We start from the raw sequence: 17,380 nt of genomic DNA, 5'->3' as shown, positions 1-17,380 counted from the left end.
CGGCGAAGTCCGTAGGATGCGCTGAACGAAGGGAAGCGCATCGTTAGCGATAAGCTGCCGGAGCCATAAAGCCGCCCATTCCCATTCAGCTTCCGTTCAGGAACAGAAGACTATCTTCATCCTGCCGGCAAATCTCACGGGTTTGAATCCGGCGCCAGTTTCGAGTTTTTGAACGGGGGATCAAGTCATGAGACCGCTGAATAAAATCATAGCCCTAAGCACAATCGCCTTACTCGCCTTTGCATCGGGCGCGCGCGCCGACCGCGACCATTGGGGCCACGGCCATCATCGCGGCCACCACGATCATGGGTATCGTCACCATGGTCACTACGATCATGGACATCATCACCACGGCCATGATCATCACCGCCCGAGAGTGATTCACCATTACTACGAGCCTGCGCCACGTTATTACCGGCCGCCGCGCGTGGTACATCGCCATATTCACCATTACCAGCCGCCGCGAGTCGTCTACCACGACGATTACCCTTCCTATTACGGCCGTAGCAGCGGTTTGTCCGGAGCCATACCGATCGTCGCGGGTGGCGTCCTCGGCGGCATGGTTGGAGAACAAGTCGGCTACGGCAATCATGGCGCCATCATCGCCGGCTCGGTAGCCGGAGCCGTCTTGGGACACGAGATCGGCCACTGATCCAGGAACATCATTGACCCGTGGCTTGGTAGAGCCCGTTGTCGGTCCGGAAACGACAGTGTTATTCTGCGCCTACCTCAGTGCCGGGCGGCATTTTGCGGCCCGGCTCATACTTCGGAAACGCCCTAGTCGCATCGAGCCGCGTGATAAACAAACGCTTTTTGTCCTTCACCCTGGGCTGTTCGCTGCTGATGGCATTTCCGTCCTATTCACAGCCGCCGTTCGGTCCGGAGGGTTTGATGACGCCGTTCATCGCGCGCCAGCCTCAGTTCGGGCCCGGCATAAGCCTAGACGAGGCTGTTCAGCGCATCCGGCGTGAAACCGGCGGTCGCATACTGGCTGCCGATACCATCAGAAATAACGGCACGATCACTTATCGCATCAAAGTGCTCATGCCGGACGGCCGCGTGCGCGTCTTCCATGTCGACGCCAACCGATGAGACACCAAAGGCGCCAGCCCGGAATGATCGCTGCGGTTGGCTCCCGTGCCGAAACCCCGCTGCCACGAGTAGTGTCGGCTAAGTCCCTCAAACAAGCTGCGTTCAAGCGAGTTTCATGCGCCTACTGATCGTCGAAGATGAAGCCGAGCTCCGCTCTCAGCTGAAGTCGCGCTTGCAAGCCCTCGGTTACGCTGTCGACACCGCGGCCGACGGCAAGGAAGCAGTTTTTATGGGAAACGAATATCCGTTCGATCTGGCTATCGTCGATTTAGGGCTGCCGCTGGTGTCCGGCATCGACGTCATCAGACATTGGCGCGCCGACGGCATCAACTTTCCGATTCTGATCCTCACCGCGCGCGACCGCTGGCAAGACAAGGTGGAAGGGCTGGACGCCGGAGCCGACGATTACCTGAGCAAACCCTTCCATTTCGAAGAACTGCTCGCCCGGACCAAGGCGCTGTTGAGGCGGTCCGCCGGCATCGCGCAATCCCTGCTGCGGTGCGGCCCTATCGTGCTCGATACCGGAGCACAGAGCGTACGTGTCGACGGCCAGCCGGTGGAGTTGACCGCGCAGGAATACAAGGTTCTCGAATATCTGATGCTGAATACCGGCAAGGTCATCTCCAAAACGGCCCTGACCGAACACATCTACGACCAGGAATTCGATCTGGACAGCAACGTGATCGAAGTCTTCATCGCCAGGCTGCGTCGGAAACTCGATCCCCAGAACGTCCATCGCCCCATAGAGACGCTCCGCGGACGCGGCTACCGGTTTACCCTGGAACGCACGCCCGGATGACCTATTCCCTTCGGACGAGGGGACTGCTCGTCGCCAGTGTGGTGCTGATCGCCTTTCTCAGCGCAACCGGGCTGGTCCTCGACAAGGCCTTCCGCGACAGCGCAAAGGCGGCCATGCGCGACAGGCTGCAAGGGTTTGTCTATACCCTTCTGGCCGGCTCGGAACTCGATGCCCGAGGCGTCATGAAGGGCCCCGAAAACCTGCATGAGCCTCGCTTCAATCAAACCGGGTCCGGGCTTTACGCCGACATCCGTCGAGGCAACCGCAAGCCGGATTGGCGATCCCCCTCCGCAGCGGGTATTGAAATTCCCTCGACACTCACACCCCAGACCGGCACTGCCACATTCAGCAGCGCCGTATTGGAAGACGGCACGCCGGTTTATGTGCTCAGTTTCAGCGTACTGTGGGAGGAAGAGGGGCGCAGAAGACCGGTTCGCTGCGTGTTTCGCGTGGCCGAAACCCTGGACGGATTCTACGCAGAGGTCAATCAATTCCGGCGCAGTCTCTGGAGCTGGCTCGGAGCCGCGGCGCTAGTGCTGCTGCTGGTGCAAGGCGCTATTCTCCGCTGGGCGTTCTCGCCGCTCCGCCGGGTCGCGGCCGACCTTTCGGCCATCGAAGCGGGCCATGCCGACAAACTCGTTGGCCAGTATCCGGAAGAACTGCGCGGACTGACCGACAACCTCAATGCTCTGTTGGAGAATGCACAGTCCCACCTTGCCCGGTATCGGGATGCGCTGGGCGATCTCGCGCACAGCCTGAAAACCCCGCTCGCCGTGTTGCGCGGCGCCATCGAAAAACAGAATTCGGACGCCGACAGCGAAATCGGCGCGGTAGCCCAGGAACAGATCGACCGCATGACTCGAATTATCGAGTACCAACTGAAGCGAGCCGCCGCCTCCGGGCGAACCCACCTGACTCCGCCGGTCAGTGTCGCGGAAAAGTCCCGCCAAGTCGCGGCCGCACTGGCCAAGGTCTATGCCGAAAAACAGGTCGACTGCCGAATCATGGTCGAGGACGACGTCGTCTTTCACGGCGACGAGGGCGATTTGCTCGAGATCCTTGGGAACCTACTCGACAATGCCTTCAAGTGGTGTCGAAGCCGAGTCGAACTGAGCGCCCGGACGGTTTTGGAACCGCTGGGAACAAGCTCGCATCTCGAACTGCGGGTGGACGACGATGGCCCCGGAATTGCCGAAGATGTGGCCGAGCGCGTTACCCGCCGCGGTGAGCGCACCGATTCGTCTGTGCCCGGGCACGGCCTCGGCCTCGCCATCGTGGATTCCATCGTGCGGACCTATCTCGGCCAGCTCGTGATCGAGCGAAGCCCGCTCGGGGGGGCAGCAATCGTGATTCGGAATGTCGGCTAACATGGTCCGCATCGAATAGTTCGATAAATTGTCTCGAATTCGATCTAATGAAAGGGTTATCCCGGCGCTCCCGAACCGATCGTTTGCGATTGAAAGGATCGCGACTAAAGCGACCGTTTGCGATTGGGATGCGAATTCGCCTTTTACTGACTACTTTTTACCGTATTTTCATCCGGAGAAAACCATGGCCGAAGCCACTTCGAACGACACTCTGACCTTGACTCCGCCCCAGCCGGTCCCCGAAATCGACGAGGAACAGGCGACCAGCATGGTTAAACTGGATCAGGAAACCATTTCCAAATTGGACGAGAAAATTACGGAATTCCTGCACACCGTCCTAGCCGCCGATGTGAACGACGCCGAATTCCGGGAACGGCTATCCGGCGTACACAACATGGGCAATCGCGAGATCAGGGCCGCGGCAACGGTTTCGAACCGGCTTCTGGAACGCCCGGTACGGGCCATGAAATCCGGAGTGTATGACGAGTCTTCGAGCATCTCGAAATCGCTTCAGGAACTGCGCGCGACCGTGGAGCAGCTCGACCCTTCGCGTCAGGGCGACCTCCTGGCCCCGCGGAAACTCCTCGGAATCATTCCGCTCGGCAACAAGCTCAAAAATTACTTCGAAAGCTATCAATCCGCGCAAACGCATCTGAACGCCATCATCCAGGCGCTCTACAATGGCCAGGACGAGCTCCGCAAAGACAATGCCGCTTTGGAGCAGGAAAAAATTCATGCCTGGGAAGTCATGCAAAGGCTCGAGCAATACATCTATGTGGGGAAAAAACTTGACGAGGCCATTGAACGCCGCCTACCGGAAATCGAGGCGCAAGATCCCGAGAAAGCGCGCGTCGTCCGCGAGGAGATGCTTTTTTATACGCGCCAGAAAGTCCAGGATCTGCTGACCCAGATGGCGGTGACGATCCAGGGTTATTTATCGATGGACATGATTCGCAAGAACAACCTGGAGCTGATCAAAGGCGTCGACCGAGCCACGTCGACGACCATATCGGCACTGCGAACCGCGGTCATCGTGGCGCAAGCGCTGACCGATCAAAAGCTGGTGCTGGATCAGATTTCAGCCTTGAACACCACCACCGGCAATCTCATCGCCTCCACGTCGCGCCTCCTGAAACAGCAAGCGGCCCGTACTCACGAACAAGCCGCCAGTTCGGCGGTATCCCTGGATCAGCTGAAACAGGCGTTCGAGAATATCTACGAGACCATGGATGCGATAGCGACATACAAGACTCAGGCGCTCGGCAATATGAAGGAGACCGTCAAGCTTCTAACGCACGAAGTCGATAAAGCCAAGACCTATCTCGACCGGGTTCGGAGCGAACAGCAAGCCGAGGTCATCAAAGAATTCGAATTGGACGAATCGGACGAGATTCGGCTCTAAAGCGAGCCCGACAGCGGAAGAGCATCTCGCTTTTACAACCAGATTCTGCTCCGGCAGAACACGGCGAATCCAGAACGAGGTGCGGTAGGCGAGAGACTCGGACTCCAAAGCCTGTTAGGAACTCCGTTAGCCAATTGCATTATCGAGGCTAGGGAACCCTGTTGAGTCAACCGATATCTTGGCCTAGATGATTGATTCTTCGAAGTATCCGTGAAAGCTCGTAACAGGTTCGTTGGCCGGCGCCAGTTCCGCTGAGGTGGCATGATGCCCCTAAACACAATACGAAGAACTGCGCCAGATGCATCACGACGCCGGCCGCTCGTCGGTCGCAATGTCGTAAGCTTCGCGTTATCGACAATTCCGACCGACTAGCCAACGAGGCGGCATCGGATGGTCATGCGAGGGGGAATGGCGCGGAGCAATAAAGCATCATCCCCGACAGACCGTTTCACCTTCTGCTCGTTCGTATTCGAACTGTCAATCCCTTTCCATTCGGCTCGGCTGCGTCGGAATAGTTTGAGTGCTCGGTGTCTCCTGTTTCTGGCACTCGTTTTCACTCCCGTTCGCGTCCCGCCGGTGGGCTTCTAACGGCTCATTCCATCCCTTTCGGACCGGATAAACGCGCCGACGCCCAATGACTTTGATACACCCGTTCTGCATATAAGTTCTTCCTGTTGTCTTTTCCTAACACGAGGCTATCGTTTCTATTTGACAAACTAATGACGCAACGGGTTCTTTGGTGTCCCGCAAGATCCGGTAGCGCGCCGTTCGACCTCGGAAGATTCCCAAACTGTAGAAAAAATCGGTCACATGCGCGCTAGAATCACCTTCAAGGGGCAAAACACCTACAAACTGCCACTCTTAAGCTAGAATACGGAATCTCCTTAGCCGCCCTGGCTCATCGAACGTCGATGACTTCACTTATCCACTTATCTTCTGCGATGACTCAAATAGGAGACCTACCCTATGAACAAACATGTCGGACACGACCATCTTTCCGGTAACCGTTTCCAGATCGTCGGCTTGGATCCGGCGGCAAACACGGTAGCGATACAATACGATCCCAACGCTTGGATGCCGAATGCCGAACCCAATCAACAGATGACATGGACCGAATTCGTCAGTCATCTGATCAACGGCCATTTTGAAATCTATCGCGGGACTTGATCCCTTTGTTTTTCTTGCCTGCACGCGCGGCGACTGCCGTGTTGGGAAACTCCGAAAATACGCCATCGACGCCTAAGCTATAAAACTGGTGGTACTCCTTCAGCGGATCGCCGCCATAGTCGCTTGCCAGATAGCGAGACTCGTCGCGAAACGTCCAGGCGTGAACGAACAGGCCGACACTGTGCGCATCCCGAACGACAGCGGTCGGGTACCCCAATTTCTCACCGTAATCATTCTCCGACGCGCCGACTTCGCCGGGATCGGCAAGACCGATCAAATAACGTTTCCATGGTCCGATTCCGTCGGCATAGGTTTTGATTTCCATTAGCCCCTCCGGAGTCAAAAGGTCCGCATAGGTACGGGGATCGCCGCCTGCGGTGAAATCGTACGGCTTGCCGGGTATCGGGCCGCCACCCGGCGCAACACCATCCCCATCGATGAGCTGCACGAGCCGGACCTCCGTCATCTTCCTCAAGGCTTTCAAATTGTCCGTCTCGAAGGACTGGATCACTACAGGAGCCGCTCTTCCGTTCAGTCCGTATCGCTCCAGCATCTCGACCAGTTTCTCCTCCAGCGGCAGGCCGACCGATCGATGGTGAGTGGGGTGCTTGGTTTCCGGATAAATGCCGATGACCCGTCCGCTCCGTTCACTTGCTCGTTTTGCCAATTCAACCACTTCCTGGAAGGTCGGGATTTCGAATCGGTCGTTGAACTGCTGCGGGCGGAACGGAAGACGTTGCCTCGCGCGCAATGTCTTAATTTCGGCAAGCGTGAAATCGTCGGCAAACCAGCCCTCCGCATGTATCCCGTCGATGATCTTGGAAGTGCGGCGGGCGGCGAACTCGGGATGCTCGGCAACATCGGTGGTTTCGCTGATGTTTAGCTCGTGACGCACGATCAACATCCCATCCTTGGTGGACACCAGATCGGGCTCGATAAAGTCCGCGCCTTGCTCGATCGCGAGCTCATACGCGGCAAGCGTATGTTCCGGCAAATAGCCGCTAGCGCCACGGTGGGCGATGACGACGGGCGGTGCTCCGCTTAAGGTCGGAAAGCTTGAGTGAGGCGTACAACCGGTCATGATCAGAATGCAGCAGACGCTAAATCCAAACCCATTGGTTCGGAGATTCTGCCTATTCCATGCACACTTGAAAACGGGATTTTTCGAACGCGATATCGCCGATTTCGACAGCCAACAAACATACATCGTCTTCGAACTCCCCATGGAGAGACGGGCCACGAACACCGTTGAGCAGTTCCTGAACCAGTACCTCGCCCGATTGGCTCATGGTCGCTGCCGCTAACTCCAGCAAACGCTCCTGGCCGAGGATGTCGTCGTCCTCCCCCCGGATTTCGAACAGTCCGTCGGTGAAGAGCAGCACGGCATCCCGCGCCTTCAATTCGGCGCTACCGGTACGATAAGTCACGTCGGGTCTCACGCCGAGTACGCCGCCATTGCTCGATTGCGCGCAATCCAGGTGCACTGCGCGTCCGGATCCCCGACGTAGGTGGATGGGGCAAGGATGTCCGGCATTGGCGTATCGGAGCTGGCCGCCTCCGATATCGATCACCAACGAAAAAGCCGAGACAAACGTCGACAGATTGCTGCACTTCAAAATCTCGCAAAGACTTCGGTTCAGCGACGTCAGTAACCTGCCCGGATCGCTGGCCGCCTCGCGATGATTCTGTATCAACGCCCCCATCATCGCCATCACCAAGGCTGCCTGCACACCGTGCCCCATAACATCAGCGATCAGAATGGCGATAGCATCGTCGGCGATCGGAAAAACCTCGAAAAAATCGCCGCTTACCAGACCGAGGGGGGCATAGTGGCTGAAAATGCGTACGACACTTGAGTCCGGCGCGACCTCGGGAGGAATGGTCGGCACCGTCCGCGGCAACATGGCCAGCTGTACCTCGCGGGCCATGCGCAAGTCTTCCGTCAACTGCTGATTGCGTCGGCTGATTTCGGCCTGCTTTTGCTCCAATTGCACGATGCTTTGCATCAACAGCCGGGTCTGGAGGCGGACCAAGGTTTGCACCGAAATAAGCCCCAGGAACGTGCATCTATCGTCGACCAACAGCACGTCCTGATTGAAGCTTTCGCCGGTCCGCGAAAACACGCGCTGAAGCACGTCCGCCCAAAGCTGGTTGATGTTGATCAACAAAGGCTGTGCGACCAGATGATCGCGGACCGGCGCCGTTCCGAACAGCGAGAACCCGTATTGAGAGCCGAGACACATGCCGATTTCGTGGCGCGCGCACAGGCCGATCACGCGTTTCCTGTCGAGGACGGCCATGAAGCTGACGTCAGCCTGCCGGAACTTCTCCTGGACGCGAGCCAGAGGCTCGTTCTGCTGAACGCAGGTTCTGTGATCCACCAAGTTTTCCCAGTCGACGCTCGCCATCTCGGAAATCGATTCGGTGAGGCCAATCGGGTTCTGTCCTGTTTCTAAATCGTTCATTGCTAGGATTTCCGCACTTCGGCGTTCCAACTCGTTACCCGCTATCTTACCGGAATCGGGATGTGCCATTGTGCTGAATGCGCCGGCTTAATCCGTACGGCTTTTCCGACCGCGGCGTTTCGGATTTCGAAACTTTCCCGACCTTTTTCGTTCGAAGTGTCAACTTCTCGTTTAGAATCTAGACCCATGCCGAACACTGGCTATCCGGATACAGCAAATCCGTTCCAACCGCTCCGAAAAATGAGTTCCAGACCCAAACTCCAACGCAACCGTCAGCGGCGCAGGCTGGGCGGCGTATGCGCAGGGATCGCGGATTATTTAGGCGTAGACGTCACGCTGGTGCGTTTTCTCTTCGTCCTATCCGTGTTCTTTTCGTTCAGCCTGACGATGTGGATTTATCTGGCGCTTTGGGCACTGTTGCCGGCCGGAACCGAGGCGCCGATGCCGGACGTGTCCTGGCGTCTGTCACGGGAACTCAGACGGGTCGAGAAACTGGTCCGCAAGGCCCATCGCCGGTTGCCGGCGCCAATCGCCGACGAGGTTCAGGAAACCTTCGACGTAATCAAGATCATCGCGCCCTATTTCGAACATACCGGTCTTGCGCCGAGAACGATCGATTCGCTAAGGGAGCAGGCGTTGCTGCGTTTTCCGGCCATCCTGAAACAAATGCTGCCCTTCCCCGTAAACCTGCCTCCTTTCAAACGCGCACACATGGAACTGGCGGAACTGAAGGATGAGCTTCAACGCGCCTCGAACGAATTGATCGATCAGGAGATACACCTCACCGTGGGCGATGCCGACATGATTTCGCCGCACGTAAGGTTATGGAAGGAACGGCTCGCACCTCTCAGAGAAATACTGCGCGAACGTGCGAGTGAAAGCACCTTGCGCACGCTGCAACAAATCGAAGAAAAACTGGCGTTCCTCATGGATAGGACCGATAGCGGCGGCGATGTGTTCGATTTGACGCCTTTCGAGGTGCGCAAGATCGCTTTCGATTATCTGCCGGATACCGTCAACCAATATCTGCAACTTCCGCCGGCCTTGGCGCGCTCGCAACAGTTGAGCAGCGGCAAGACCGCCGAGGAATCGCTCAACGACCAACTGAACTTGCTTGATCGCGCCCTGCACGATCTTGCGAAAAGCCTGTTTGAAAAGGACGCCCAAGGGTTGCTGGTGCACGGACGATTCCTCAAGGAAAAATTCGCCGAGAAATCCTTCCGGCTGCCGGATTGAATGCAGCAGCGGCCAAAACGCTCCGGAACCAAAGGTGTGTATGGCCCACGCCGGCCCCGCCAGTACCGAATTACTGCTGCCATGCCGCCAACTCGAGGTGATCCATCGTCGAATAATTTTTTGTATGACAAAGCGAGTTTGTCCCCGTGGCCGTTGCGTTACAATATGCCATTCATCTAACCAGCCTGTAGGTTCGCTTTTATGTTTAGCAAGGGTATGGAAATCGCGGGATTCGACGACGAACTGTGGTCTGCCATTGAAAAAGAAGAAAGAAGACAAGAAGACCATATCGAGCTGATTGCTTCCGAAAACTACGCCAGTCCCCGTGTGTTGCAAGCACAAGGCACCGTGCTCACCAATAAGTATGCCGAGGGTTATCCCGGCAAACGGTACTACGGCGGCTGCGAGTATGTGGATATCGTCGAGAGTCTGGCTATCGAACGCGCAAAGGAACTTTTCGGTGCCGATTTCGCCAACGTCCAGCCTCACTCCGGCTCGCAGGCCAATGCGGCGGTCTATATGGCCCTGCTCGAACCCGGCGACACCATACTCGGCATGAGCTTGGCCCACGGCGGCCACCTGACCCACGGCGCCAAGGTCAATTTCTCCGGCAAGATTTACAACGCCATCCAGTACGGTCTCAATCCGGCGACCGGCCATATCGATTATGAACAGGTCGAAACCCTGGCCAAGGAGCACCGGCCGAAGATGATCGTTGCCGGTTTCTCGGCCTACTCGCGCGTTGTCGACTGGCAGCGCTTCCGCGACATCGCCGATTCGGTCGGCGCCTTTCTGGTCGTGGACATGGCGCATGTCGCGGGACTGGTCGCGGCCGGTGTCTACCCGAGCCCGGTACAAATCGCCGACGTCACCACGACAACCACCCACAAGACCCTGCGCGGCCCGCGCGGCGGCTTGATTCTGGCGAAATCCAATCCGGATATCGAAAAGAAACTGAACTCACTGGTTTTCCCCGGCATTCAAGGCGGACCTTTGATGCATGTGATCGCGGCGAAAGCCGTCGCCTTGAAGGAAGCCGCACAGCCGGAATTCAAGCAATACCAGGCGAACGTCGTCGAAAATGCGCGCGCCATGGCGCAACGCTTCATCGACCGCGGGTACAAAATCGTCTCCGGCGGCACCGACAACCATTTGTTCCTTGTGGACCTAATCGAGAAGGGACTTACCGGCAAACTGGCGGACGAAACATTGGGACGAGCCAACATTACCGTAAACAAGAATGCCGTTCCGAACGATCCCCAGTCGCCGTTCGTCACCAGCGGCATTCGCGTCGGCACTCCGGCTGTCACCACCCGCGGTTTCACCAAGCTCGATTGCGAAACGCTGGCCGGATGGATGTGCAACGTACTCGACGAGCCGCAGAACGAATCGGTCATCGAGCGAGTAAAAGAGGACGTGCTCCAGCTTTGCCGCAGATATCCCGTCTACGCGGATTGAGCGTTTTTTCTCGGAGCGACGCGGATTTCTTACCGGGCTGCGCCGTTCCGCTTTCAAAAAAACAATAATGCGCTGTCCATTTTGCGGTGCTCAAGACACCCGAGTAATCGACTCTCGCTTGTCACAGGAAGGCGATCAGGTACGTCGGCGCCGCGAATGCACCGAATGCAGGGAACGCTTCACGACCTACGAAACTGCGGAGCTGAATATGCCTCGGGTGATCAAGGCCAACGGCAGCCGTGAACCGTTCCGCGAAGAAAAACTTCGCGCCGGCATTCTTCGCTCCCTCGAAAAGCGACCGGTGGGGAGCGACCGGATTGAGGCGGCCATCAATCGCATCAAAAAGAAGCTATTGGCCCGCGGCGAGCGCGAAGTCTCATCGCGATTGATCGGCGAAAGCGTGATGCAAGAACTCAGCGGGCTTGACCATGTCGCTTATGTTCGGTTTGCCTCGGTGTACCGCAGCTTCGAGGACGTGAACGAGTTTCGCGAGGTCATCGATCGTCTCGAGAAACAGCCGAATCCGGATGAAAAGAAGGATCAGCCGGACTTGTTCGGCGACGATTCGGAGCCATAGCCCGATGGAGCTATCTACGGTTTTTGCCCGCGAAGATGCGGAATTCATGTCTCGTGCGCTGCATCTAGCCGAGCGGGGTTTATACACGACCGATCCCAATCCGCGCGTCGGTTGCGTCATCGTCAAAGACGGCCAAATCGTCGGCGAGGGCTGGCATCGACAAGCGGGAGGCCCTCACGCCGAAGTCGAGGCGCTCCGGCAAAGCGGCGCTCGGGCGCACGGCGCGACTGCCTACGTCAGCCTGGAGCCGTGCTGCCATCACGGCAAAACGCCGCCTTGTACGGACGCTCTGATTTCGGCCGGGATTGCCCGCGTGGTCGCTGCCATGAAAGATCCGAATCCACGGGTTGCGGGCGAGGGTCTGAAAACACTCAGAGACACCGGCGTGGACGTCGCCTGTGGGCTTTTGGAAAACGCGGCGGCGGCACTGAATCCCGGTTTCTGCAAGCGCATGAAAACCGGCCGGCCTTATATCCGCAGCAAACTGGCCATGAGCCTGGACGGCCGCACCGCCCTGCCCTCCGGCGAAAGCAAATGGATTACCGGCGATGACGCTCGCCGCGACGCACACCGTTTGCGGGCCAGAAGCTCCGCCATCGTGACCGGAATCGGCACGGCGCTGCAGGACGACCCGGAACTGACGGCACGCTTGCCGGAAACGGCGGGAGAGATTTTGCAGCCGGTCCGTGTCGTCCTCGATTCCCGGCTGCGCATGGCCGCGAACATGCATCTCGCCGGCGGGGGGAACCGCGCGGTGGTCTTGACGACCGTGTCGGACGAGGAACGAACTCAGACCTTATCGGACAGCTTCGACATCGAAACCCTGCCCGCAACGCTTGACGGGCGACTGGACTTGACGGCGGTCGTCGACTGGCTCGGACACCATCAATTCAACGAAGTTCTGGTGGAGGCCGGCCCGACTCTGAACGGCGCCTTGCTCCGGGAAAACCTGGTCGACGAATGGGTGATATATCTCGCGCCGGTGGTTTTGGGCGATAAGGCGCGCGGACTATTCCACTTGCCGGATTTGACCCGGATGGCCGAGCGGTTCGAGCTGACGATTGGCGACGTGCGGCAGGTCGGGCGCGACCTCAGGCTGACCTTGCTCAGGCAGTAGCGTTTTTTTGAATCACCAACGAGCTCTTTATGTTCACCGGCATTATCCAAGCAATCGGAACAATAACCCGCATCGAACCTAAAGGCGGCGATTGCCGCTTGACGGTCGCTACGGGCGAACTGCCTTTCGCCGATGTCCAATTGGGCGACAGCATCGCGGTCAACGGCGTGTGCTTGACGGCAATCGAACTCGGAGACCGGTTTTTCGCCGCCGATGTCTCGCGCGAAACCCTGTCGCGCACCACATTGGGTGAAGCCAAAGCCGGAACCCATGTCAATCTGGAACTCGCCCTGCTCCCTACCACCCGCCTCGGAGGGCATCTCGTCAGCGGCCATGTGGATGGCGTGGGCACGGTGGTCGACGAGCGCGCCGAAGCCCGCTCGGTGCGGTTTACCATCGAAACGCCGGCCGGTTTGGCGAAATACATCGCCGAGAAAGGCTCGATTTGCGTAGACGGGATCAGCCTGACGGTGAACGAAGTGAACGGCAATCGATTCGGTATCAACATCGTTCCCCATACCTTGGCCGAGACCACTTTGGGCGAAACTGGCGTGGGGCAGCGGGTGAACCTCGAAGTGGACATCCTGGCCCGTTATCTGGAGCGCCTTCTGCTCGGCGATCGCGCCGCCGAAAGCGGGCCGGCCATCACCGAAGAACTTCTCAAGAATACCGGCTTTATCTCCTGAACATGAACAGCATCGAAGAAATCATCGAGGACATCCGCCTCGGCAAAATGGTCGTCATCATGGATGACGAGGACCGCGAAAACGAGGGTGATCTTGTCATGGCAGCCGTGCACACACGTCCCCAGGACATCAATTTCATGGCGCGTTACGGCCGCGGACTGATCTGCCTGACGTTGACCCGCGAACGCTGCCAGCAGCTGCGCTTGCCCTTGATGGTGAACGAGAACAAGACGCCGCATTCCACGAATTTCACTGTATCCATCGAAGCCGCAAGCGGTGTCACCACCGGGATTTCGGCCGCGGACCGCGCCCGCACCATTCTTTGTGCTGTAGCGCCGGACGCCAAGCCGGACGATTTGGTGCAGCCGGGTCATGTTTTTCCGCTGATGGCGCAACCGGGAGGGGTGCTCAATCGCGCCGGACACACCGAGGCCGGCTGCGACTTCGCTCGGCTGGCAGGGCTCGAGCCCGCCGCGGTGATCGTGGAGATCCTCAACGAAGACGGCTCCATGGCCCGTGGCCCCGATTTGGAGAAATTCGCGCAAGAGCATGGACTCAAGATCGGAACGATCGCCGATTTGATTCATTACCGGATTCAGAACGAAAAGACCGTGGAGCGGATCTGCTCCTGCGATTTTCCGACGGAATTCGGTCAATTCCGTTTGCACGCCTATCAGGATCAAGTCGACAAGCGCCTGCATCTGGCGCTGACCATGGGAAAAGTTGCTGGCGACGAGCCGATACTGGTCCGGGTGCACGGACGCAATCTCCTTAGCGATCTTTTCGGTGCCAGACGGAACGACAGCGGACTGCCCCTGCGCAATGCCATGAAACGTATTGCCGACGAAGGGCGCGGAGTGTTGGTGGTTATCCGCAAGGAGGAGGACGACAAGTTTCTGGTCGAACGCATACACCAGTATCAGATGGAAGATAACGGCATCGAAATGGCTGTCGACGAGCCGAAGACCGACGATTGGCGCACCACCGGAACGGGTGCGCAAATCCTGGCCGATTTGGGTGTGCACAAGCTCCGCGTATTGGGCGCGCCGAAAAAATACCTTGGCTTATCCGGCTACGGGCTGGAAGTCGTCGAATACGTTTCCTGAGAATAGAGAGAACATCGATGTCCGATATCAAAACCTACGAAGGCCAACTCTTGGTCCAGGGCGCCCGCTTCTGCATCGTGGCGTCACGCTTCAACAGCTTCATCGTCGACCATCTGGTTGCCGGCGCGGTGGATGCCCTTTTGCGGCACGGCGCGAAAAAAGAGGATATCCATCTGGTCAAGACGCCCGGAGCCTACGAACTGCCGCTGGCGGTGCAGAAAGCGGCCGCTTCGAAGCGCTACGATGCCATCGTGGCCGTCGGCGCTGTCATTCGCGGCTCAACGCCTCATTTCGACTATGTGGCCGGCGAATGCGTGAAGGGCATCAGCAGCATCTCGCTCAAGCATGAAATTCCGGTCGCCTTCGGCGTCCTCACGGTGGACACCATAGAACAGGCCATTGAACGTGCCGGCACCAAGGCCGGCAACAAAGGCGCCGAGGCAGCGTTATCCGCGGTCGAGATGGTCAACTTATTGAACCAGATAGGCTCGGCATGAGTAATGCGCGAACCATGGCGCGCCGCTGCGCGGTACAGGCCGTTTATCAATGGCAGTTGAGCGATGCCGATCTGTCGGCGATCGAAGCCCAGTTCCTGGGTGAATTGAAGGAGGCAAAGGTCCTTTTCAGACGATATAAGAGCGGATACGACCTGACCGATCACGAACAAAATCTGCTCGAAGAATCGCTCGAGAAATACTGCCGCCAGCGGGAAACGGAAGATCAGCAGCCGGAACGGCCGCCGCTCGACGAGCTGATCGAGCATTGCTGTGCACCCGAAATCAACGCCCGTTATTTTAAGGAACTGCTGCATGGCGTACCCGAACACCTTCACACGATCGATTCGGCGCTGGGCGAATTCGCCGATCGCCCGGTCGCCGAAATCGACCCAGTGGAGCGGGCCATCCTCAGGATCAGCGCTTACGAGCTGCTGTTCCGCCTGGAAATACCGTACCGGGTGGTGCTCAACGAAGGCATCGATCTCGCCAAGCACTTCGGAGCCACGGAAAGCCATAAGTACATCAACGGCATCTTGGATCGCTTAGCCCGTAAGCACCGCACGGCGGAAATACAAACGCGGCATAAAACCTAGTAGTTGCCGCACTACCCTTCTACTTTGCGCAATGCCATGGCCTTAGGTGAATTCGAACTGATTCGCCGTTTTTTCACCGATCAAGCCGTCAAGCATCCATCCACGGTTTTGGGCGTCGGCGACGATTGCGCTTTACTGCGCGTCGAGGAAGGCGAGGATCTGGCTGTAACCGCCGATACGCTGGTGGAAGGAGTCCATTTCCTGTCCGATGTCGATCCGGAAAGCCTAGGCCACAAGGTACTGGCCGTTAATCTCAGCGATCTCGCCGCGATGGGAGCGAAGCCCAAGTGGGTGGTGCTCGCGCTTACCCTTCCCCATGCCGACGCCGCTTGGCTGCAAAGTTTCGCGAAGGGTTTTTTCGCTTTGGCCGAGCGCTACGGCGTCGAATTGATCGGTGGAGATACCACCCGCGGCCCTTTGACCATTACCGTCCAGGCCCTTGGCCTCACGCCGCGAGACGGCGCTCTTCGACGTTCCGGCGCGCGTCCCGGCGACCTGATTTATTTGACCGGCGAATTGGGCGCCGCAGGGCTGGGACTCAAGATGCGTCAGGGCCGAACCGGTATCGAAGACCAAACGGCCATTGCCCATCTGGAAAGACCGGAACCCCGCGTCGATATCGGCTTGAAGCTGCGCGGCTTGGCTAACAGCGGTATCGACGTGTCCGACGGACTTGCCGCCGATCTCGGACATATCTTGGAAGCTAGCGGCGTAGGCGCGACGCTAGCCTGGGAACGGTTGCCATTACCGGACGGGGTACGCCGTTATATCGAGGAAACGGGCGACTGGCGGATGCCGTTATCGGCGGGCGACGATTACGAACTTTGTTTCACCGTTCCGCCGGGAAATCGGGAGAAGTTGGAGCGCTGCCTAACGACAGGCGGTTTTCCGTTCGCCCTGATTGGCCAAATCGAGCCGCAAACCGGCCTGAGACTCTTCAAAGACGGCAGGTCCATCGAGCTTTCCCAAGACGGATATCAGCACTTTTCCAGTGATTAATCAGACAATAAAAACAAGGTCCCATCGCCTCATCAAACCGGCGGAGATTTTCGGTAATCCCGCGTGCTTCCTGGCATTCGGCTTCGGTTCCGGTCTTGCGCCGGTCGCACCGGGAACCTTCGGAACGCTGGTCGCCGTTCCGATCTACTTGCTGGCAGCCAATCTAAGCACCCCGTTTTATGCACTCACCGTAATCGTCTTGTTGATCGCCGGCGTTTATATCTGCGGGCGGTGCGAGCAACAGCTCAACGTGCAGGATCATCCGGGCATCGTGTGGGACGAGATTACCGGCTTTCTCATCACCATGATGTTCGTGCCGGCCTCCTGGGAATGGGTGCTCGCCGGCTTCCTGGCCTTTCGTCTTTTCGACATCTGGAAACCCTGGCCGATCGCCATGCTCGACCGTAGCGTTCACGGCGGACTCGGCATAATGCTCGATGATGGATTGGCCGGTATTTACGCAGCCATTTGCTTAATATTGTTACGAACGGGATTCGGAATCTGAAGATCCGAAGAGCCTGTTTCGTTACCCAAAGTAAACGTTGGATTGCATCGAGGAAGCATTTACGGTATAGTACTCTGAATTGACGCGGGGTGGAGCAGTCTGGTAGCTCGTCGGGCTCATAACCCGAAGGTCGTAGGTTCAAATCCTGCCCCCGCTACCAACAATTTGAGGGCTTACAGATCAACATCTGTAGGCTTTTTTCGTTTCTGGCGATCCCATTGATACGCAGAAACCGAGCCGTCTCTTTTCCTCCTGCCGAACGTCTGATTAACGCCCGAGTTGCCAACCGGGTTTGCCCGCTCCGCCTGGATCGC

18 protein-coding genes and 1 tRNA gene are annotated in these 17,380 nt (G+C 57.9%); 17 read left to right on the top strand and 2 right to left on the bottom strand.

Going from position 1 to position 17,380, the window contains the following annotated elements:
• Positions 1 to 187 precede the first annotated feature (187 nt).
• From ACR2TX_RS15790 to ACR2TX_RS15765, 6 genes are all read left to right on the top strand, one after another.
• On the top strand, positions 188 to 652 hold the full coding sequence (locus tag ACR2TX_RS15790) for a hypothetical protein (protein ID WP_086135050.1): 465 nt from the start codon (positions 188 to 190) through the stop codon (positions 650 to 652).
• Between the two features lie 143 nt (positions 653 to 795).
• A complete protein-coding gene (locus ACR2TX_RS15785) occupies positions 796 to 1,092 on the top strand; it encodes a PepSY domain-containing protein (RefSeq protein ID WP_133718289.1) in 297 nt (98 codons plus the stop codon).
• A 115-nt stretch (positions 1,093 to 1,207) separates the two neighbouring features.
• Positions 1,208 to 1,891, top strand: a complete 684-nt coding sequence (locus ACR2TX_RS15780) for a response regulator transcription factor (protein ID WP_086135049.1) — start codon at positions 1,208 to 1,210, stop codon at positions 1,889 to 1,891.
• Entirely contained in the window at positions 1,888 to 3,258 is a 1,371-nt protein-coding gene (locus ACR2TX_RS15775; protein WP_434130061.1) for an ATP-binding protein, read from the top strand. The genes ACR2TX_RS15780 and ACR2TX_RS15775 overlap by 4 nt, the downstream gene beginning before the upstream one ends.
• 184 nt (positions 3,259 to 3,442) lie before the next feature.
• Positions 3,443 to 4,660 (top strand): toxic anion resistance protein, encoded by a 1,218-nt coding sequence (locus tag ACR2TX_RS15770; RefSeq protein ID WP_086135047.1) that lies wholly within the window; start codon positions 3,443 to 3,445, stop codon positions 4,658 to 4,660.
• A 966-nt stretch (positions 4,661 to 5,626) separates the two neighbouring features.
• A complete protein-coding gene (locus ACR2TX_RS15765) occupies positions 5,627 to 5,827 on the top strand; it encodes a hypothetical protein (protein WP_077729838.1) in 201 nt (66 codons plus the stop codon).
• Here the strand turns inward: ACR2TX_RS15765 and ACR2TX_RS15760 are convergent.
• Positions 5,793 to 6,908: a glycerophosphodiester phosphodiesterase gene (locus tag ACR2TX_RS15760; protein ID WP_434130059.1), complete on the bottom strand. Its 1,116-nt coding sequence runs from the start codon at positions 6,906 to 6,908 to the stop codon at positions 5,793 to 5,795. The two genes, ACR2TX_RS15765 and ACR2TX_RS15760, sit on opposite strands and share 35 nt — an antisense overlap.
• 52 nt (positions 6,909 to 6,960) lie before the next feature.
• Positions 6,961 to 8,292 carry a SpoIIE family protein phosphatase gene (locus ACR2TX_RS15755; protein WP_168175386.1) on the bottom strand — a complete coding sequence of 444 codons (1,332 nt, stop codon included), beginning with the start codon at positions 8,290 to 8,292 and terminating at the stop codon, positions 6,961 to 6,963.
• Positions 8,293 to 8,532: 240 nt separating this feature from the next.
• On the opposite strand from ACR2TX_RS15755, the gene ACR2TX_RS15750 reads away from it, so the two are divergent.
• From ACR2TX_RS15750 to ACR2TX_RS15700, 11 genes are all read left to right on the top strand, one after another.
• Positions 8,533 to 9,528 carry a PspC domain-containing protein gene (locus tag ACR2TX_RS15750; protein ID WP_434130057.1) on the top strand — a complete coding sequence of 332 codons (996 nt, stop codon included), beginning with the start codon at positions 8,533 to 8,535 and terminating at the stop codon, positions 9,526 to 9,528.
• 201 nt (positions 9,529 to 9,729) lie between these two features.
• Positions 9,730 to 10,986: a serine hydroxymethyltransferase gene (gene glyA, locus ACR2TX_RS15745; protein ID WP_434130055.1), complete on the top strand. Its 1,257-nt coding sequence runs from the start codon at positions 9,730 to 9,732 to the stop codon at positions 10,984 to 10,986.
• Between the two features lie 67 nt (positions 10,987 to 11,053).
• The gene (gene nrdR / locus ACR2TX_RS15740) at positions 11,054 to 11,563 is read left to right on the top strand and encodes a transcriptional regulator NrdR (RefSeq protein ID WP_077729842.1); all 510 of its coding nucleotides are present in this window, start codon (positions 11,054 to 11,056) and stop codon (positions 11,561 to 11,563) included.
• A gap of 4 nt (positions 11,564 to 11,567) precedes the next feature.
• The gene (gene ribD / locus ACR2TX_RS15735) at positions 11,568 to 12,680 is read left to right on the top strand and encodes a bifunctional diaminohydroxyphosphoribosylaminopyrimidine deaminase/5-amino-6-(5-phosphoribosylamino)uracil reductase RibD (protein WP_434130053.1); all 1,113 of its coding nucleotides are present in this window, start codon (positions 11,568 to 11,570) and stop codon (positions 12,678 to 12,680) included.
• 29 nt (positions 12,681 to 12,709) lie between these two features.
• Positions 12,710 to 13,366: a riboflavin synthase gene (locus ACR2TX_RS15730; protein ID WP_434130051.1), complete on the top strand. Its 657-nt coding sequence runs from the start codon at positions 12,710 to 12,712 to the stop codon at positions 13,364 to 13,366.
• Positions 13,367 to 13,368: 2 nt separating this feature from the next.
• Positions 13,369 to 14,472, top strand: coding sequence for a bifunctional 3,4-dihydroxy-2-butanone-4-phosphate synthase/GTP cyclohydrolase II (gene ribBA, locus ACR2TX_RS15725; protein ID WP_205780727.1), 1,104 nt, complete (start codon positions 13,369 to 13,371; stop codon positions 14,470 to 14,472).
• Between the two features lie 17 nt (positions 14,473 to 14,489).
• Positions 14,490 to 14,969 carry a 6,7-dimethyl-8-ribityllumazine synthase gene (ribH, locus tag ACR2TX_RS15720; protein ID WP_077729844.1) on the top strand — a complete coding sequence of 160 codons (480 nt, stop codon included), beginning with the start codon at positions 14,490 to 14,492 and terminating at the stop codon, positions 14,967 to 14,969.
• Positions 14,966 to 15,562 (top strand): transcription antitermination factor NusB, encoded by a 597-nt coding sequence (nusB, locus tag ACR2TX_RS15715; protein ID WP_077729845.1) that lies wholly within the window; start codon positions 14,966 to 14,968, stop codon positions 15,560 to 15,562. Before ribH ends, nusB begins: the two co-directional genes overlap by 4 nt.
• A gap of 36 nt (positions 15,563 to 15,598) precedes the next feature.
• A complete protein-coding gene (gene thiL, locus ACR2TX_RS15710) occupies positions 15,599 to 16,561 on the top strand; it encodes a thiamine-phosphate kinase (RefSeq protein WP_434130049.1) in 963 nt (320 codons plus the stop codon).
• Positions 16,557 to 17,066, top strand: a complete 510-nt coding sequence (locus ACR2TX_RS15705) for a phosphatidylglycerophosphatase A family protein (protein ID WP_434132488.1) — start codon at positions 16,557 to 16,559, stop codon at positions 17,064 to 17,066. Before thiL ends, ACR2TX_RS15705 begins: the two co-directional genes overlap by 5 nt.
• Before the next feature lie 83 nt (positions 17,067 to 17,149).
• Positions 17,150 to 17,226, top strand: a tRNA-Met gene (locus ACR2TX_RS15700).
• The last annotated feature ends 154 nt before the right edge of the window (positions 17,227 to 17,380 follow it).

Origin of the sequence: Methylocaldum sp. GT1BB (assembly GCF_051027545.1) — a bacterium.
Classification (GTDB): Bacteria; Pseudomonadota; Gammaproteobacteria; order Methylococcales; family Methylococcaceae; genus Methylocaldum.
The sequence above is the reverse complement of the archived record's forward strand: the minus strand, read 5'-3'. Positions and strand labels throughout refer to the sequence as shown.

Bases quoted from the DNA above. Each gene is read 5' to 3' on its own strand.
- ribBA (WP_205780727.1), top strand. From the start codon at position 13,369: ATGAACAGCATCGAAGAAATCATCGAGGACATCCGCCTCGGCAAAATG.
- ribD (WP_434130053.1), top strand. From the start codon at position 11,568: ATGGAGCTATCTACGGTTTTTGCCCGCGAAGATGCGGAATTCATGTCT.
- ACR2TX_RS15790 (WP_086135050.1), top strand. From the start codon at position 188: ATGAGACCGCTGAATAAAATCATAGCCCTAAGCACAATCGCCTTACTC.
- ACR2TX_RS15770 (WP_086135047.1), top strand. From the start codon at position 3,443: ATGGCCGAAGCCACTTCGAACGACACTCTGACCTTGACTCCGCCCCAG.
- ACR2TX_RS15755 (WP_168175386.1), bottom strand. From the start codon at position 8,292: ATGAACGATTTAGAAACAGGACAGAACCCGATTGGCCTCACCGAATCG.
- ACR2TX_RS15775 (WP_434130061.1), top strand. From the start codon at position 1,888: ATGACCTATTCCCTTCGGACGAGGGGACTGCTCGTCGCCAGTGTGGTG.
- glyA (WP_434130055.1), top strand. From the start codon at position 9,730: ATGTTTAGCAAGGGTATGGAAATCGCGGGATTCGACGACGAACTGTGG.
- ribH (WP_077729844.1), top strand. From the start codon at position 14,490: ATGTCCGATATCAAAACCTACGAAGGCCAACTCTTGGTCCAGGGCGCC.
- thiL (WP_434130049.1), top strand. From the start codon at position 15,599: ATGGCCTTAGGTGAATTCGAACTGATTCGCCGTTTTTTCACCGATCAA.
- ACR2TX_RS15765 (WP_077729838.1), top strand. From the start codon at position 5,627: ATGAACAAACATGTCGGACACGACCATCTTTCCGGTAACCGTTTCCAG.
- ACR2TX_RS15760 (WP_434130059.1), bottom strand. From the start codon at position 6,908: ATGACCGGTTGTACGCCTCACTCAAGCTTTCCGACCTTAAGCGGAGCA.
- ACR2TX_RS15780 (WP_086135049.1), top strand. From the start codon at position 1,208: ATGCGCCTACTGATCGTCGAAGATGAAGCCGAGCTCCGCTCTCAGCTG.
- nrdR (WP_077729842.1), top strand. From the start codon at position 11,054: ATGCGCTGTCCATTTTGCGGTGCTCAAGACACCCGAGTAATCGACTCT.
- ACR2TX_RS15730 (WP_434130051.1), top strand. From the start codon at position 12,710: ATGTTCACCGGCATTATCCAAGCAATCGGAACAATAACCCGCATCGAA.
- ACR2TX_RS15750 (WP_434130057.1), top strand. From the start codon at position 8,533: ATGAGTTCCAGACCCAAACTCCAACGCAACCGTCAGCGGCGCAGGCTG.
- nusB (WP_077729845.1), top strand. From the start codon at position 14,966: ATGAGTAATGCGCGAACCATGGCGCGCCGCTGCGCGGTACAGGCCGTT.